Below are 17,065 nucleotides of genomic sequence, written 5' to 3' on the forward strand. Positions count from 1 at the left end.
CATGAGTCACGGGCACAGCACCATTATGGTCGCGGTCGACTTCGAACAACTGCGCGACGCCGGCCACAACTGTACCCGCGGCCAGCAAGTCCGCTGGCGCCTCGGCACCGAACTGGAGGTCACTGACCCAACACTGCGCATCGCCCACGGCGACGGGTACGTGTACGACGAGTACGGTTTCCTCGACAGCTCCATCCGGGTGCCCGCCACCGTTGTGAGCATCACCGAGGTCTCCTACCCGCTGGTGGCGACCATCGGCACCCCGTACCTGAGCGATATCGACCGCAGCCGCAGCGACGAACGTGCCATCGACGCCGTTGACCCCGAACGCATGTATCAAGAACTGGTACATGCCATGGAAACCGGGATCCCGCCCAGCCAGCCGCTGCCACCACCCAACCGGCACGTCGAATACCGGGTGGAACTGCAGATCAATCAGGCCAGTGCCGACAAGCTGGCCACCGCCCGCGCTGAAATCACCGAAGCCGCCGCACGCCAAGAAGCAGAAACCGCCGCCCGGCAAACCCAGATCGATGCGGAAAATCTGACCCGCATGACCGACCCGGTCGGCGCCGCCCTAGCCGCCTTAGCCACCGAGGCCGAGTCCCGGTACTCCGAGGTCGTCACCGTCAGCCGGGCCGAAGACCACTGCGCCGTCTCCATCGTGCCGCTGCCGACGAACGTAGGCGGGCTGAGCATCGATATGGATGACTTGGACGGATTCCACCAATTCCTCACCGATGACGCAGTCGTACCTGCAGACACCGAAATCCCGACCCAGGCCGCCGTGCACTGGTCACGTCCGGTGACCTGGGATCCAGAGGATGCCGACGAGATCGAAGTCTGCGTCGGGACCGGCCGCTGGCTGCTGCCGGCCACCACGGAGTCGGTCCAGCTGATCCGCACCTTGCTGGAAGCGGCATCCGCCGGCCGCGCCAAAGCGGTGGTGCAAACCCCGGAGGAGAACCCGTTCGTGGATGACCCGCTGAAAGAAGACTTCGAGTTAGAGGGCAGCGGGGAACAACTTGTCACCGTGCTCTGGGACGAGGACGGCCAGCAGTATCAGGCGGCGGACCCGCACACGCAGCTGTGGCCGGATCCCGAAGACGACGGCTTTACCTTCACCACCCCCGGCGCAGCCGTCACCGGGTTCGTCGGCAAAGACGGGTTCGACTACGAACCGTGGCTGCCAGCCGAGCGCGAGTAGCGTCTAGCACCTAAAGTTCCAGCTGGGTAGAGGTCGGCAGGACACCCCAGCGCAAGAAATACTCCACCACTTGGGCCACCCCGTCGTCCCCGCAGGCCGGAGCCACATGGCTGGCGGCCTGAATCGCGAGCTTGTGCCCGGACGCCATGGCGTACGAGGTCCCAGCCCAGGACAGCATCTCGATGTCGTTCGGCATGTCCCCGAAAGCCACCACATCCTCGGCCGCGATCCCGTGTTCGGCCGCGAACCGGGCTAGCGTGTTCGCCTTGTGCACGTCCTTGGCAGAAATCTCCACCAGCGTCATCTCCGGCGCAGACCGGGTTACTGCCACGTGCGCGCCCACCTTGGCGTGTACTGCCTGCCAGAAATCATCGGCCCCGTGGTGGCGGGTCTTGGCCAACAGTTTGACGATCTCGTCATCGGCGAGCAGGGAGTCCTCGAACGGCTGCGGCAGGATGTCCGGCACCGGGAACGCGGTCTCTTCCAGATCCAGCCCATGCGTGTCCACGTACAGGTCGGTCAGCGTTTCCGCGGCAAAGTGCACCCGCGGTTCCAATTGGATGATGCTGCGGCGCACCTCGAACATGGTCTCCAGCGCCATTGCGGAGGAGTGCACCACCCGTTCGGCGCCCAAGTCATAGACAACCGCCCCGTTGAAGGCGATGATCAATCCGTTGTGGCCCAACGCCTCACGGATGGGGTCCAGCCAGCGGATTGGCCGGCCGGTCACCAGCACCACGAGGATGCCCGCATCGGCGGCGGCCCCGAATGCGGCAATAGTGCGTTCGCTGATCTGCCCGGGGCGCCCATCCGGGCCGGGACACAGGATGGTCCCATCAATATCGCTAGCCAACAAACGCATGACCACCAGCATACCGCGCGGCCTACAAACACTATGTCCAGCAGCTGGTGGGCCATTGCCGATAGGATTGTGGCAAGTACCCGTGCCGACGTGTGGGTTTTTGATTCGTCCACTCCTGAAGGAGGAAAGTATGGCTTCAGCAGAGCGACGACCGCCTGCCCGTGACACTCGCTCAGCCGTGGATAAAGCCATGGCTCTGCTGGCGGCATTCGGGGATGAATCGATCTTGGGTGTGGGTGTCTCCGAGCTGGCCCGCCGGGCGGACCTCTCCAAGTCCACCGCTTTTCGCCTGCTGGGGATGCTCCAACGCTCCGGCGCTGTTGAGCGCGCCGGTAACGCCTACCGCCTCGGCCCGCTGATCCAGCAGCTGTCTTCTTCTCAAGAATTCACGCAGCAAAACGTTCTGCGCGACACCCTGACCCCGTTCCTAGCAGATCTGTACGAGCTCACCGGCCAGACGGTGCATCTGGGTGCCCTGCACGGCACCGATGTGGTCTACCTGAACAAACTCTACGGGCACCTGCAGGTGCGCAGCCCTTCCCGCATTGGCGGCCGTGCGCCCGCCTACTGCACCGGGGTGGGCAAGATGCTGCTCGCCTACGACGCCGATGCCGCGGAAAAAGTGATGAGCTCGGAGCTGCCCGCCTGGACCCCGCACACCATCACCTCCCCCGACGCGCTCGCCGTGGAGCTGGCACAGATCCGCTCCACCTCGCTGGCCTACGACCGAGAGGAAATCCTGCTCGGGCTAACCTGCATCGCCGGCCCCGTGCTGGGCCCGGACGGCCGCCCGGTGGCCGCGTTCTCCATCTCCGGGCCGACCGGCAAGTTTGTCCCGGACGAGCAGGCGACTATTCTGCGCAAGGTCTGTTACGCCGCCTCCCGCGCGGTGGCTGCCGCCCATTCGCAGCAGCAAAAACTGCGCCGCATGCGCCAGGCCCAAGCCGCCGAACTGGCCGGCAAGAAGACCGACCTCGAAGAGCCAGAAGAGGCCTGACCGCAGAGGCTCAGCACCCTGCCGATAACCGCGCGTTTGCGCGGAATTCATCTTCTTATCGTTCTCTCATCCATGGCTCATTCTGCTCTTACGCACGCCCACTATCGTAAGAAATGAGCAACGAGGAGATCCCCCTTTTCCTCACCGCACTAACACGAGAAGAGGAACTGATGAAGTTCAAACGCACCCTCGCCGCAACCGCCGCCGTTGGTCTGCTGCTGGCTGGCACCGCCACCGCCGCGACCGCCGATGACGTCTCCCGTACCGGCAACTACACCGTCTCCAAGTCCCGCACCATCGACGGGAACCTGAAGGTCCGTTCCGGAACCGTGAACATCTACGGCAAGGTCAAAGGCAATGTGTACCAGAGTGGCTCCGGCTCCGTCATCGTGCACAAGGGTGCCGTCGTCGACGGCAACATCGTCGAGTCCGGCACCGGTTCGGTCACCGTTTCAGGCACGGTGAAGGGCAACGTCACCGAGAAGAACTCCGGTTACGTCAAGGTCAACCGCTACAACGGCTATGTTGATGGCAACGTGTACGAGTCCAGCGCCGGTAACGTCGTCATCAGCGGCACCGTGAAGGGCAACGCCCATGAGTCCGGCACCGGCAACCTGCAGATCAACCGCCTGGTAGACGGCAACGTGGTGGAGTCCGGTTCCGGCCACCTGTACCTGATGCGGACCGCCCGCGTTGACGGTAACGCCTACGAGAAGGACGCCGGCAACCTGTACGTCTACCGTGGCGCCAAGGTCGACGGCACCATCAAGGAGTACGGCTCCGGCTCCAAGATTTCCCGCCGCTAACACCTCACAACGCTAGAAATGCGGGGTGGGTCGAAGGTGTTTCCTTCACCCACCCCGCTTTCGCGTTCGCCACTCTGTGACTGTTTTTGATTTTGATTGCGGCGAACGTGATTTAGGCGGTCTCAACGCTGGCGGCCTGTTTGCCGTTGGCTCCGACGGCGACGGCGCCGGCGAAGAGGCCCCAGGCCATCAGCAGTGAGACCACGTGCAACAGGAACGGGCTTGGGGTGCCAGCGGCGGCTCCCCACATCATCGCCAACGTGATGAGGGTGAGGACGAAAGCCGTGCAATCCAGCATCCGCGAGCGCTGTTCGCGCACGATGCTGGCCACCAAGGTGGCCACGGACGCGGTCGCGGCCACAATGTAGATGACCCGGTACATCTGGGTGACGTCCCCGCTGAGGGACACCACACCGAGGCCGGTGATGGCTAGCGCCAAGAATGCCGCCCCGTAGCGGCGAACTTTTCCGTAGAACTCTTCCATGACCGTCATCTCCCTGAAGCTGGCTGCTGTTAGCTACCAGCCTAGAAAGCGAGCCGATGGGAGCGGATCGGCCCACGGGTCGAAAGGTACCGCCCCCGGTCTCATCCCACGGGGTGAGAGTCACCCCTTACGTAGATAACAAAGACCGCCACTGCAGGACACCGGCATTGGTGTGCCACAGCGGCGGTCTCCCCCTACTTCTCAAGCATGCGAGTAGGCCTGTGTGAAGTTTTCGCGAACCCCGTCTCGGGGTTGGGCGGCGCCCCTAGTGGGTTGGGACGTCGTCGAGGTGCTTGGACTCTTCGATGACCCAGGCCGGTTCGGCGGCCAGCAGCGAGAGTTCGTCCACTTGGCCGGGGCCGCCCTTGACGTCCACGTCGACGACGTAGCGGAAACCGGCGGCCTCCCCGCGGGCGATCTGCGGGACGTCATCCACCGGGGTGGCCAACACGATGCGGCGCAGCTCCGGGTCTTGGGCAAAAAGTTTCTCCGCCGTCAGCTGCAAAGCTTCCGGGCCGACGGCTTCGTCCTCGGCGTCCACCACCTTGACCAAGCGGTCGCGCACACCAGCCGGGTAGCTGGCATCCAGCGGGGTGCGGGTGATGAACTGCACCAGCACGGTGCCGATCTGCTCACCCTTGCAGGTGGCGGTGAAGGCTTGCGCCCAGTCCTCGGGGGCGTCGACCTCGGTCAGCTGGTAGTCATCCCCCAGCGGGTCCGGCCAGCGCAGAAATTCATTGAGTTCTTCGATCTGAGACATATCTTCTCCTGAAGCTAGTCGTCCTGGATATCGCTAACCATCTTCCTGATGGACAGTTTATCCAGTTTCCCGGAGCTGTTGCGGGGAACTTGTGCGGTGAGCACCAGTTCCTTGGGCAGCTTGTACCGGGCCAAATATTTGGCGGTGAATTCGCGAACCGATTCGGCGGTCGGCAGGTCTTCGCCGGCGAAGGAGACGACGGCGACCACGGCCTCGCCCCACTTCGGGTCCGGGCGGCCGACCACGGCCGCGTCGGTGACACCCGGGTATTCCATCAGGACACGCTCGACCTCGGCCGGGTAGACGTTTTCCCCACCGGTGACGATCATGTCTTTGAGCCGGTCCACGATGTAGTAGTAGCCCTCTTCGTCCCGGTAGCCCATGTCCCCGGAACGGAACCAGCCGTCTTCGGTGAACGCGGACGCCACGGCGGTGGGGTTGCGCCAGTAGCCGCGGGTCACGTTCGCGCCTCGGACCAGCATTTCACCGGTCTGGTTCGGCTCGGTGATGTCTTCCATGGTGGCCGGGTCGATCAGTTTGATCTCCGTGAACGGCATCGGGATGCCGCAGGAACCGGTCTTGGTGTAGGTGTGTTCGGTGGGCAGGTAGGTGGCGAACGGTGCGGTCTCGGTCAGCCCCCACGCCTGCTGCACGGGCACGCCCTTGGTCTCGTACTGTTTGATGACGATGGGCGGCACCGGCGCCCCGGCGCAGATCAGTGCGCGCAGCGAGTCCAATTTGGCGTGTTCAAACTCCGGCTGGGCCTGCATGGCCGAGAGCATGGCCGGGACTAGGAACGCCTGGTTGACCTGGTATTCCTCGATGTCTTTGAGGGTCTGGACCGGGTCGAAGTTGCGGCGGATGACCGAGCGGCCACCGCGCACCAGCAGGCGCAAGAACAGTGCATTGAGCCCGCCGATGTGGAACAGCGGGGCGACCGCCAGGTTGGTGTCCCCGCGGCGGGTATCCACGAGGGTGTCCACGTTGACGGCGTTCCAGAACAGGTTGCCGTAGGTCAGCTCCACACCCTTGGGTTTGCCGGTGGTGCCGGAGGTGAACATCAGGATCGCCAGGTCGTCCTCGCCGACCACCGGGGTTTCCGGCAGTTCGACATCCCTAGCGGCATGGATCGCGTCGGTGGAGGTGACCCAGAAGTCCGCCGGGTTAGGTTTGACCTTCGAGTACGGGTCATCATCGACCAGTACGTAGCGCACATCCGGCAGCGCGGTCTCGTAGCCGGCCATGATCTCCACTTCACCCTGGTGGGAGGGCTCGGCGATGAGCATGACGGGTTCGGCTTGGGCCATCAGCCCGTCCATTTCCCGTGGCGCCAACCGGAAGTTGAACGGCACGAACACGGCACCCAGCTGCCAGCAGGCCAGCATGGTGGTCACGTAGTTCATGGAGTTCTGGCCCAGGTAGACCACCCGGTCCCCGGCGTTCACACCGTTGGCGGCGAGCATCCGGGCCACGGCACGGTACTCGCGGTACAGCTCGGCGTAGGAGTAGCGGTCATTTTCGTAAATGATCGCCTCGGTGCCGGGCATGTACTTCACTTGGTGTTCGATGCCGGCCAGCGGGTTGATGTTCACGGTCTTGAGGGTGGGAGTGTTAGCGCTCATGGTCTGGGTTTCTTGGCTCATAGGTCGTCACCTCCGGCTGCAGTGCGGAAACCGCGGACGGCAATGCCGCCGTCGGCGGGAATGATGGCCCCGGTGATCACGCTGGCGTTGGCGTCCGAGGCCAGCATCACGAAAGGACCGGTGTAGTCGTCGGGTTCTACCGAGGCGTCATGCAGCGGCAGGTAAGGGTTGTCCCCGACGGTGGTTTGGCGGGCGAAGGAGTCCTCGATGGAGCGATCCTTCAAACCGATGGACTCCGGGCCGCGCAGATCCGTCTTCATCCCGCCGACGGCAACCCCGTTGACCCGCACCTTGGGAGCAAGCTCGTAGGCCAACTGGGCGACAAGACCGCGGCAGGCGAACTTCGCGGCCGTGTAGACCGGACCGCCGCCGGCGGTGTGGAAGGAGGCGTTGGACAGGGTCATGACCACGTTGCCGCGGTTCTTGACCAGCTCCGGCCAGGCCGCGTTCACGGCCAGCAGGTAGCCCTTGACGTTGATGTCGAACAACTCGTCAAAGGAATCGGAGAGTTCTTGGCCGCTCAACCGGGTCACCGAACGGTTGTAGTCCCAAATCCCGGCGTTCGGCACCAGAATGTCGAGTTTGCCGAACGTTTCAACAGTTTTGGCCACGGCCGCGGCCATGTCTTCCGGGCTGCGGACATCCCCAGTCAGCCCGAGGGCCACTGCCTGATCCCCGATGCTGGCCGCTGCTGCGGCGATCCGGTCGGCGCCGCGGCCGACGATGGCCACCTTGGCGCCTTCGGCCACGTAGCGGCGGGCCACCGCGAAGCCGATGCCGGAGCCGCCACCGGTGATGAGGGCGACCTTTCCGGCCAGCCAGCCGCCTGCCGGGGCTGAACCGGTCGCAGCCGGTGTGGACGGTGGGTTCGCTGTCACGGTGTGGGCCTTTCGGGGTGCTGTGGAACTGTTATTGCAGGTGTTTTTGCGCGCGCTCCCCCCCCCCCCGCGCTGAGACCCGAGTCAGGGCAGTCTCAGCACTGTGGTGGGAGGAGGCGTGTGAAGTTAGAAGAAGGTGGAGAGGTTCTTTGCCAGCAGCACGTTCGCATCGAAGTGGATGACGCGCTTGAAGACTTTGAACTCGCCGGCCTCGTTGCGGCGGACCGAGTCGATGCGGTGGCCGGAGTACAGGTCCACCTCGTGCATCAACCGGTTGCGGTAGACCAAGAAGTTGGTCCGGACGGTGTACTCGTTCTCCCCGGTCTTCCGGGCCAGCACGTTGGAGATCAGGTGGTTGGTGCGCGATGGCGGGTCCTCGGCCCAGGCCATGCCGGAGTCGTAGCGGCGGATGCGCCAAGCCAGCGATTCCTTGGTCTCGTCAAAGTAGGCGGCTTCGCCCGGGGAGCCGACGGCCAATGCGGCCTGGCGGCGCAACCGGTTGGTGTGCAGCGGCGCCCAGTAGGTCAGGTCCTCGTCAAAGACTTCCAGCCAGTCGGCAAAGCGCTGCTCATCCAGCAACTCGGCCTCGCGGAAGTAGAACTGTTGGATTTGGTAGCCGAGCTCAGCATCCACCAGTGTGCCTTCGTGCACATTAGCGTCGTTCTGAATAGTCATGGTTCTAGTTCACTCGTTTCCAGGGTGTCCGCTCAACAGTGCGTTCCGTGGGCTGGAACACAGTCGAATCGGTTCAGATCTTTGGGTGGCTGTAAGTTAGCGGGCCAGCTTGCGCAGGTCCACGGACGGGTCGGCAAGTTGGGCCGGGTCAACCTGTTTGCCTTTGTCGATCAGGCGCCGGGCGGCACGCACGGCGATGCCGCCGTCGACCGCTGTCGCGCCAATCAACACGTTGTCTTCGTTCAGTCGGAACGCGATGGTCGCGTCGTCGCTCTCGCGCAGCACGGTGGTGCCCTCGGCGGTCATGGAACCGACGCCTTCCACGTGCACGCCGTGCCGGTCGGACCAGAACCATGGCGCCGAATGCTTCGGCAGGTCTTGGCCCAGCAGGGTGGCGGCCACATTGGCGCCGTCGTTCATGGCGGCTTCCCAGTGTTCGGTCCGGTTGGCCAGCTCGCCGACGGCGTTGCGTTTGCGGCACACGTCCCCGATGGCGAACGCTTGGGCGTGGCTGGTGCGCTGGTGTTCGTCCACGATGATGCCGTTTTCGACCTCCAGCCCGGCTTCCTCGGCCAACGCGGTGTTCGGAATGATCCCGATACCGGCCAGCACGATATCCGCCGGCAACTGCGTGCCATCGGCCAGGTGCACCACTAGGCCGTCTTCGGCCTCGGTGATCTCGTGGGTCAGCCCGGCGTACACGTCGATGCCTTTGGTGGCGTGCATGGCGTGCAGCTTTTCGGCCAGCTCCTGACCGACGGCCGGCACCAGCGGTGGGTCCAGCGGGTCGACCAGGGCCACGGTGGCGCCCAGGCTCAGGGCCGAGGAGGCGGTTTCTGCCCCGATCAGCCCGGCACCGATGATGACCAGCCGCGAGTTCTCTGCCTCTTGGATGAGGGTGCGCAGCTCGTCGGCGTCGGCCTTAGTCCGTAGGACCTTGGCGTGTTCCCCACCGGGGATCGGCAGCGGGCGTGCCCGGCCGCCGGCGGAGAACACCACGGCCTCGGCCTGCTGGGTGCTCCCATCGGTCAGGGTCACGGTAACCGGGTCCGCTTCATCGTGGCCAAAGTCCACGTGTTCGGCGGTCCCGGTGATGACGTCCACGTCGTGTTCGGCGTGCCAGCCCTCGGCCGCGAGCGCCAATTCCTCGGCGCTCTTGGTCCCCAACAGGTAGTCCTTGCTCAGCGGTGGCCGATCGTACGGGGTGCCCTCCGGGTCGATCACGGCCAGCGCGCCGGTGTAGCCACCATCGCGCAATGCTTTCAGCGCAGTTTGGGCGGAAAGCCCACCGCCAATGAACAGGATGGAGGCCGGGTTCACGTGTGGTTGCGTCATAACTTCTCTTCAGTCCCTGATGGTGGGTGCGTGGGATCCGCTTAGGCCTGGGTGGCCGGCACGGATGGGTACAGGTGAACTTCACCGTCGACGACCTCAACCTTGTGGGTCTTGGCGTCGATGGTGGCTGGCATGCACAGGGCAGTGCCGGCCTTGAGGCAGAACTTGGCCGAGTGCACGGGGCATTCGACCTCGGTGCCTTCAATCCACCCGTCCGCCAGGGAGGCGGTCTCGTGGGTGCAGGTGTCGTTCAGCGCGTAGAAGTTGCCGTCCTCGGCGTGGAAGATCGCAATGTCGTCCTCGGCGCCGGTCTGCTCTTTGTCCACGACGATGGCGTCGCCTTCATCGATCTCGTCGACGGAGCCTACGTTGATGTACTCAGCCATGGCTTAGTTCTCTTCCTTGTCTGCAGCTGGTCGGGTTTTGGTTTCGTGCCAAGCCGGGGTGTTCATCAGTTTGGTCCACTGACGGTAGAAGCCGCGGCCGGCGGCGTCGGAGTAAAGCTCGGAGGTGGTGCCCGGGTAGGTGCCGTCCTCGTGCTCGTTGCCGATGCCCATCTGGAAGTTCAGCGAGGTGTTGTTGGTGATGAAGCCCTCGGAAATCGCCTGGATCTCCGACCAGTTCTCACCGTCGTCGGCCTCGAAAATGCCGGAGGGGCCGAAGGTGCGCAGGTTGTACAGACGCTGGGCGTTCTTGACGTCTTCTGGCATGGACTTGTCCACCAGGACCCAGGCCCAGACTTCCATCTTGTTCGGGCCCTTCGGGTGCCAGATGCGGATGGAACCGTTCACCGGCAGGTAGGAGAAGGACGGGAAGATGGTGGCGTGACCGGTGGTCATCGGCCCTTCCACGCGGTCATCGCCGAGGCGTTCACGCAGGAAGTCGTAGTCGTAGTACTCGTGCACCGTCTGGGCGTCGAAGCGGGACTTCGGATGGGTTGGGAAGCCCGCGCCGTGGCCGTGTTCGGAGGTGAACTGGCGGCCCGGGGTGGAGGCGATCTCCGGCTTCGGGCCCTTACCGGTTGGGGAGAGCACCATGAGGGCGGAGGCGTGGGACATGTTCACGTGGTACCAGTCGGTGGCGAACTGTTCGGCAGCCAGCTTCCAGTTACCGTCCAGGGTCCACTTCATGACGCCGCCGAGGACCTCGGTGCCCTCTGGGTCGCGGTCGATGAAGGCGTCCAAGTAGTACTTCATGTCGTCGCCGAGCGAGTCGGACAGGCTCATGGCGTCGGCGTCCCAGTTACCGAAGATCAGGCCCTTGTATTCCTGCACGTTCGGGACCTCGACCAGACCCCAGTCTTTCGGGTTCCAATCGTCCGGGTAGGCCTGCTGGTTCGGGATGGTCTGCAACTCGCCGTCGAGGTTGTAGGCCCAGCCGTGGTAGGTGCAGGTAAACATCTTGGTGGAGCCGGCGTCGGCGCGGCACACGCGCACACCGCGGTGGCGGCAAGAGTTCAGGTAGGCGCGAATGTTCTTCTTCTTGTCCATCGTGACGATGATGGGGTCTTCACCCATGTAGGTGGTGAAGAAGTCGCCAGGCTTCTTGAACTGGCTGCGGTGCGCCAAGAAGAGCCAGGAGCGGGCGAAGATGCGGGCCATCTCCTGCTTGTAGATCCGCTCGTCGTTGTAGATCGAACGTTCGATCAGACCGCCGTCGGCGTCAACCAGAGAGCTGACGTCCAACATCTGGGTCATCTCTTTGGGTCGAGGCAACTGACCCACCGGTGGGGTGGGAGCGCAGGTACTGGCTTCTGGAACTTGTGAAGTAGTCATGAGCGTTCTTTCCTTCAGGCTGGACAGAAAACATCCTTAGCTCTACAAGACCGTATCCAGCGTGATCTAGCCAACGCTCGTTCCGAACTATGGCACAGCCCCTCTCGTCAAGTTTCAGTCTAGGGAACTTAGGTCGGGTTGGCGAGGGAAACTTTCTCGCCATCGTTTCACTAGGCGGCACGGGCCATTGGTGACGGACATCACGATGCCCAATGATCGGAGTCATCGCTTTTGAGAAATTCAACTATCCATTAGGTAAAGCAATCCCCCCTCCACCACTTGGATTGACTTTGCGTTGTCAAAATCAACGTGCTCGTCCCTTTTCGATGATCACCGCCCTATGAGGAGAACCATGTCCGTGACCACTGATCACACGCCGCAAAATCCTGCGGCATCGGCCGATCCCGATGCGCCACAGACGCCGGAGCAGAAGAAACTCCAGCGCCGCGCGCTCGTCTCGTCCTTCCTCGGCTCCACCGTCGAGTACTACGACTTCCTGCTCTACGGCGCAGCAGCCGGCCTCGTCTTCCCCATCCTGTTCTTCCCGGAGACCATGGATCCGACCCTGGCCAGCGTCCTGTCCTTCGTGATCCTGCTGGCCGGCTACATCTCCCGCCCCATCGGCGGTATTCTCTTCGGCCACTTCGGTGACAAGTTCGGCCGCAAGAACATGCTGTTCATCACCCTGATGATGATGGGTATCGTCTCCGTCATGATCGGTCTGATGCCGACCTACGACGCGATCGGCGTCTCCGCACCGATCACCTTGGTCACCCTGCGCGTGATCCAGGGTCTGGCGGTCGGTGGTGAATGGGCCGGCGCCACCTTGATGGCTGCCGAGCACGTAAAAGAAAAGAACCGTGGCTTCGCCGCCTCCATCGCAGTCACCGGCGGTCCAACCGGTTCAGTGTTGGCAACCTTGGTCTTGGGTCTGTTTGCCGGTCTGCCGGATGATCAGTTCCTGTCCTGGGGTTGGCGTATTCCATTCCTGCTCTCTGCCGCTCTGGTCGTCATCGGCCTGTACCTGCGCTACCGCGTGACCGAGTCCCCAGACTTTGTGAAGGCCCAGGCCGCCGGTGAAGTCAAGACCGGTGTCCCAATCCTGCGCGTATTGACCAAGTACCCGAAGGACACCCTGTTCGGTATCCTCGCCGGCGCCGGCCCACTGTTCATGCAGGCCCTGCTGGCCGTCTGGGCGGTACCGTACGTGGCCGCATCCGGTGCCGTCACCCGTCAAGAAGCCCTGATGATGCTGACCGCATCCTCCGTGGTCCACATCTTCGCCATCCCGTTCTTCGCCGCCCTGTCCGACCGCTTCGGCCGTCGCCCAGTGATGCTGGCCGGTGCGGTCATCTCCATCGCGCTGATCTTCCCAATGTTCATGCTGCTGAACTCCGGGTCGTTCTGGCTGATCGCCGCCGCGTTCATGGTCGGTAACCCGATCATCCAGGCCTCCATGTACGGCCCGATCGGCGCGTTCTTGGCAGAGAAGTTCGAAGTTGAAGACCGCTACACCGGTGTCTCCCTCACCTTCCAGATGGGTTCGGTCCTCGGCGCCGGTACCGCCCCGCTGATGGCCACCTACCTGATGGGTATGGAAAACGGTCTGGGTACCACCAACATCGCCTGGTACTTCATCTTCCTGATCATCGTCGCCGCCGCGGCCGTCTTCTTCTCCAAGGAGACCCGCAAGATGCACCACACCGTCTAAAGTCTGGTCTCTAGACCCCCACTACTCGACACATCTTGTTTGGGGCGTCCATCCGCACAGCGCGGTGGGCGCCCCACTTGTGTGTCGGTGTCTGTGTGCCGAGCGGCGGAACACAAAGATCGTTCTTCTCAGCCCAAGCGATAGCGTGAAGACAGCGAACCCTGTTCACCTAAGCCAGTACGATCGAGAAGAAGGATGACTTGTGGCCATTCCCGCAAACCTTGAAGAATTCCAGAACACGTGGCGCAAGTTCGAGGAGCGCCGCGGTTTTGATGACATCGCCGCCACCTTGGGCATGACCCCGGCCGCCGCCGATGGCGAATCCCTGACCATGACGATGGCGCTGACCGACCCGATCGCCCAGGCCAACGGCATGTACTCCGCCGCCGCACTCTTTGGTGCCGCGGACATCGTCGGCACCTTCACCGCCATGACCGCCTACGCCGAAGCCGGACAGTTCCCACTGGCTGTGCAGTCCAACATCAACCTGATCTCCAACTCCAAGACCGAGACCGTTTCCGCCACCGCCAAGATCTTGCGCGCCGGACGCTCCCTGGTCGTCACCGAGGTCCAGGTGCATGACGAGGCCGGCAAGCTGCTGACCAACACCACCTTCACCTATATGCTCTCTGAGAAGAAACTGGGCAACAAGTAAGCCCCACGCTCTCCGAAGGAGCCCTTAAACCAAGACTGGCCGCCACAATGACGTGGCGGCCAGTCTTTTTTGCGCACATTTGCTCACATGGTGCCGAGCGAGCTCGAAACCGGACAGGTTAGAACGTCACGACGATCTTGCCGATCAGATCCCCGTCCAGCATCTGCTGGAAGCCTTCGTGGATCTTCTCCAGCGGGATCTCCCGGTGCACGCGCGGCACCAGCTTGTTGTCTTCGACGAACCGGGCCATTGCCTGCGACTCAGCCAGCGTGGAGCCGGTGGAACCGATCACCTGCAGCTGCTGGTAGAACACGCGGTTCAACTCGGCTGAAACATCCCCGCCGGTGGTGGCGCCGGCAATAATGACCGCGCCGCCCGGGCGGAGGCAACGCAGCGAGTGCGCCCATGTCGCCGAACCCACCGTTTCCAGTACGGCGTCGACCCGCTCCGGGAGTCGGGCGCCGGAATCGAAGACGTGGTGCGCGCCCAGTTCCTTGGCGTAGGCAATCTTGGTCTCGGCATCTTCGGCACCGAATCTGGTGGTGGTGTACACCCGCAGACCGGCCGCCGCGGCCAACGCGATCAGCGCTGAAGCCACTCCGCCGGATGCACCCTGTACGAGGATCCGGTCCCCGGCTTTGAGCTGGCCGCGGCCAAAGAGCATCCGGAACGCGGTCCCCCACGCCACCGGCAGGCAGGCCGCCTCGGCGAAGGACAGGTGCTTGGGCTTGTCGATCAGGTTCCGAGCCGGCATCACCATGTACTCGGCGAAGCCACCGTCGTGGGCCTCCGAAAACAGTCGGCGGGCCGGGTCCAAGGTCTCATCGCCGGCACCGGCGTCAGGATCCGCGATGATCGGGTGGCCGATCACCTCCCGGCCGTCTTCAGTCACCCCGGCCACATCACAGCCCAAAGTGATGGGGATGTTCTTCGGGTCATGGCCGACTCCGCGCAGGGTCCATAAATCGTGTTGGTTCAGGCTGGCGGCCTTGACCTGCACGCGCACCCAGCCCTCGGCCGGCTCCGGCACCGGAACCTCGGTCACTTCTAAGCAGGACAGCGGGTCATCGTAGTTCTGGGTGACCGCCCGGGCAGCCTTCATCACCGCGGCGGTGGCGGCATCCTTCTCTGAGGTTTTTTCTGTCACGTACATCAACTCCTAGGAGTAACTCTCTCACGAGGGGCAGGCCCGTTTAAGTCTGCCCACCGGTTTTGTTCCGGCCCATGGCACACGAAGGGCACAATACGCGCGGGCCTCCCTAGGCTAAGCATTGAAGAAGTTTGCCCCCAACCCTTCATGAAGGAGTTCCATGAGCACCGTACAGATTCCCGAGTACAAGACCGATGACTTTTTTGGTTTGGAAGACAAGTGGTTGGAGACCGCCGAGGGCGAACTGACCCACTACCACGAACTCGGCGAAGGCATCCCAATCCTGTTTCTGCACGGCTCGGGCACCGGCGTGACCGCCGCCGCCAACTGGTGGTTGAACCTGCCCGAGCTGGCCAAGGTTGGCCGCTGCATCGCCATTGACTCCATTGGCTACGGCCAGACCGTGGTCGCCGATGGCACCGAGTACGGCATCAAGGAATGGGTCCGCCACGCGGTCCGCGTCCTGGACGCCCTCGGCATCGAAAAAACCTGGATCGTCGGTAACTCCCTCGGTGGCTGGCTGGCCTTCCAGTTCGCACTCGACTTCCCGGAGCGGCTGGCCGGCATCGTTTCCATGGGCACCGGCGGCGCCAAGATGACCGGCGCGCTGGCCGGGCACTCCAAGCCGGACCTGTCCCCGGCCGGGATCCGCAAGACGCTGGAACTGTTCGTGGTGGACAAGTCGCTGGTCACCGACGAGCTGGTCGAGCTGCGTTACCAGTCCGCGCTGAATGACACCGCCTCGGACCGCCTCAAAGAAGTTGTGGCCGCCCGCGACCGCGACCGTCACGAACTGCCGCTGGACTTTGACCGCCTCGCCAAACTGGACATCCCCGTGCTGCTGATCCACGGTGTCCAAGACGTGGTCATCCCGGTCTCCCGCACCTGGGATCTACTCAACGTCATCCCGAACGCGGACGCGCACATCTTCTCCCAGTGCGGCCACTGGTCCCAGGTGGAACGCGCCGAAGAGTTCAACCAGGTCATCACCGACTACCTGCGCTTCCACGCCTAAACCAACCGATGCCCCAAGTTGCGCGGCTGCGGTGTTTCATTGCTTGGCACACCCAGCTGCGCACCCGGGCCAACCCGGCGTCTAATGGTTCTAACGCCGCAACACCCCTCCCACTTTTGAACTGCTCAACACTTTGAAGGAGCGACTCCCATGATTCAGGCACTGGTCTGCATGTCCCACTCGCCACTGTTGGAATACACCAACCCGCCGGCCGAGGTAAAAGCCGCCGTTGAGGAATCCTTTGAACAGGTCCGCAAATTCGTGCACGACTTCAACCCGGATCTAGTCATCAACTTTGGCCCGGACCACTACAACGGCTTCTTCCAAGACCTCATGCCACCCTTCTGCGTGGCCTACAACGCGCACGGCACCGGCGACTACGACTCCTTTGACGGTGTGTTGAACGTGCCGACCGAGATCGCCGAAAACCTCGCCGCCTTCCTGGTGGAGCAGGACCTAGATGTGGCCATCAGCCGCAAAATGGAAGTCGACCACGGCGCCGTGCAGCCGATGGAGATCATCTACGACGGGGCTCCGGACGCCAAGCCGATGATCCCGATCTTCATCAACTCCGTCTCCCGCCCATTCACCAAGATGGCCCGCGTGCGCAAACTCGGTGCCGCCGTCGGCGAATACTTCCGCAACTCGGACAAGAAAGTCCTGTTCATCGGTTCCGGCGGCCTGTCCCACGACCCACCGGTGCCACGCTTCCACGAGGCCACCGAGGAACAGAAGCAGTTCCTCGTCGAGGGCCGCAACCCGACCCCGGAGGCCCGCGCCGCCCGCCAGGAACGCACCATCAACACCGCCATCGCCTTCGCCAAAGGTGAAGCGGACATCATGGAGCTGAACCCGAAATGGGACCAGGAATTCATGCGCGTGTGCCGCGAGGGCAACGTTGAGGAGTTCGACAAGTACCACGCCGATGACATGGACGCCGCCGCCGGGCACTCCTCACACGAGGTCCGCACCTGGGTTGCCGCCTACTCCGCCCTGCGCGCCTGCGGCGAGTACACCGTCACCTACGAGTTCTACAAGCCGATCAAGGAATACATTGCCGGCTTCGGTGTCACCACCGCGGTGCTGGACTAACCCGGAAGCTAAGGAGCACA

General features: G+C 63.3%; 17 protein-coding genes. 7 read left to right on the top strand and 10 right to left on the bottom strand.

From position 1 onward, the window contains the following. Position 1: 1 nt before the first annotated feature. Positions 2-1,207 carry a hypothetical protein gene (locus tag ACFFFR_RS08370; protein ID WP_377459516.1) on the top strand — a complete coding sequence of 402 codons (1,206 nt, stop codon included), beginning with the start codon at positions 2-4 and terminating at the stop codon, positions 1,205-1,207. Between the two features lie 10 nt (positions 1,208-1,217). Here ACFFFR_RS08370 and ACFFFR_RS08375 read toward each other — a convergent pair whose 3' ends face one another. Further along, complete coding sequence (locus tag ACFFFR_RS08375) at positions 1,218-2,069, bottom strand: HAD family hydrolase (protein WP_377459518.1); 852 nt, start codon at positions 2,067-2,069, stop codon at positions 1,218-1,220. Between the two features lie 130 nt (positions 2,070-2,199). Here ACFFFR_RS08375 and ACFFFR_RS08380 point away from each other — a divergent pair, with 130 nt between their 5' ends. Both ACFFFR_RS08380 and ACFFFR_RS08385 read left to right on the top strand, forming a co-directional pair. Beyond that, positions 2,200-3,066: an IclR family transcriptional regulator gene (locus tag ACFFFR_RS08380; protein ID WP_377459520.1), complete on the top strand. Its 867-nt coding sequence runs from the start codon at positions 2,200-2,202 to the stop codon at positions 3,064-3,066. Positions 3,067-3,236: 170 nt separating this feature from the next. Further along, positions 3,237-3,872: a polymer-forming cytoskeletal protein gene (locus ACFFFR_RS08385; protein ID WP_377459522.1), complete on the top strand. Its 636-nt coding sequence runs from the start codon at positions 3,237-3,239 to the stop codon at positions 3,870-3,872. Positions 3,873-3,984: 112 nt separating this feature from the next. On the opposite strand, the gene ACFFFR_RS08390 is transcribed toward ACFFFR_RS08385, so the two are convergent. From ACFFFR_RS08390 to ACFFFR_RS08425, 8 genes are all read right to left on the bottom strand, one after another. Next, complete coding sequence (locus ACFFFR_RS08390) at positions 3,985-4,356, bottom strand: hypothetical protein (protein WP_377459524.1); 372 nt, start codon at positions 4,354-4,356, stop codon at positions 3,985-3,987. 265 nt (positions 4,357-4,621) lie between these two features. Continuing rightward, entirely contained in the window at positions 4,622-5,116 is a 495-nt protein-coding gene (locus ACFFFR_RS08395) for a hypothetical protein (RefSeq protein WP_377459525.1), read from the bottom strand. Between the two features lie 14 nt (positions 5,117-5,130). After that, positions 5,131-6,759 carry an AMP-binding protein gene (locus ACFFFR_RS08400; RefSeq protein WP_377459527.1) on the bottom strand — a complete coding sequence of 543 codons (1,629 nt, stop codon included), beginning with the start codon at positions 6,757-6,759 and terminating at the stop codon, positions 5,131-5,133. Then, entirely contained in the window at positions 6,756-7,637 is an 882-nt protein-coding gene (locus ACFFFR_RS08405) for an SDR family NAD(P)-dependent oxidoreductase (RefSeq protein WP_377459528.1), read from the bottom strand. Before ACFFFR_RS08405 ends, ACFFFR_RS08400 begins: the two co-directional genes overlap by 4 nt. 126 nt (positions 7,638-7,763) lie before the next feature. Then, entirely contained in the window at positions 7,764-8,312 is a 549-nt protein-coding gene (locus ACFFFR_RS08410) for an aromatic-ring-hydroxylating dioxygenase subunit beta (RefSeq protein WP_377459530.1), read from the bottom strand. A 96-nt stretch (positions 8,313-8,408) separates the two neighbouring features. Then, positions 8,409-9,647 (bottom strand): NAD(P)/FAD-dependent oxidoreductase, encoded by a 1,239-nt coding sequence (locus tag ACFFFR_RS08415; RefSeq protein WP_377459532.1) that lies wholly within the window; start codon positions 9,645-9,647, stop codon positions 8,409-8,411. 41 nt (positions 9,648-9,688) lie between these two features. Then, entirely contained in the window at positions 9,689-10,033 is a 345-nt protein-coding gene (locus ACFFFR_RS08420) for a bifunctional 3-phenylpropionate/cinnamic acid dioxygenase ferredoxin subunit (RefSeq protein WP_377459534.1), read from the bottom strand. Positions 10,034-10,036: 3 nt separating this feature from the next. Then, positions 10,037-11,422, bottom strand: coding sequence for an aromatic ring-hydroxylating oxygenase subunit alpha (locus ACFFFR_RS08425; protein WP_377459536.1), 1,386 nt, complete (start codon positions 11,420-11,422; stop codon positions 10,037-10,039). A gap of 352 nt (positions 11,423-11,774) precedes the next feature. Between ACFFFR_RS08425 and ACFFFR_RS08430 the strand changes: the two genes are divergently transcribed. Together ACFFFR_RS08430 and ACFFFR_RS08435 are read left to right on the top strand one after the other, a co-directional pair. Next, positions 11,775-13,133 carry an MFS transporter gene (locus ACFFFR_RS08430; protein ID WP_377459538.1) on the top strand — a complete coding sequence of 453 codons (1,359 nt, stop codon included), beginning with the start codon at positions 11,775-11,777 and terminating at the stop codon, positions 13,131-13,133. Between the two features lie 202 nt (positions 13,134-13,335). Beyond that, positions 13,336-13,788 (top strand): PaaI family thioesterase, encoded by a 453-nt coding sequence (locus ACFFFR_RS08435; protein WP_377459540.1) that lies wholly within the window; start codon positions 13,336-13,338, stop codon positions 13,786-13,788. 118 nt (positions 13,789-13,906) lie between these two features. On the opposite strand, the gene ACFFFR_RS08440 is transcribed toward ACFFFR_RS08435, so the two are convergent. Further along, positions 13,907-14,935, bottom strand: coding sequence for a zinc-binding dehydrogenase (locus ACFFFR_RS08440; RefSeq protein WP_446686100.1), 1,029 nt, complete (start codon positions 14,933-14,935; stop codon positions 13,907-13,909). A 163-nt stretch (positions 14,936-15,098) separates the two neighbouring features. On the opposite strand from ACFFFR_RS08440, the gene ACFFFR_RS08445 reads away from it, so the two are divergent. Next, positions 15,099-15,953 (top strand): alpha/beta fold hydrolase, encoded by an 855-nt coding sequence (locus tag ACFFFR_RS08445; protein ID WP_377459541.1) that lies wholly within the window; start codon positions 15,099-15,101, stop codon positions 15,951-15,953. A 150-nt stretch (positions 15,954-16,103) separates the two neighbouring features. After that, positions 16,104-17,045: a 3-carboxyethylcatechol 2,3-dioxygenase gene (locus ACFFFR_RS08450; RefSeq protein WP_377459543.1), complete on the top strand. Its 942-nt coding sequence runs from the start codon at positions 16,104-16,106 to the stop codon at positions 17,043-17,045. Positions 17,046-17,065 lie beyond the last annotated feature (20 nt).

Source organism: Micrococcoides hystricis (genome assembly GCF_042434215.1).
GTDB lineage: Bacteria > Actinomycetota > Actinomycetes > Actinomycetales > Micrococcaceae > Micrococcoides > Micrococcoides hystricis.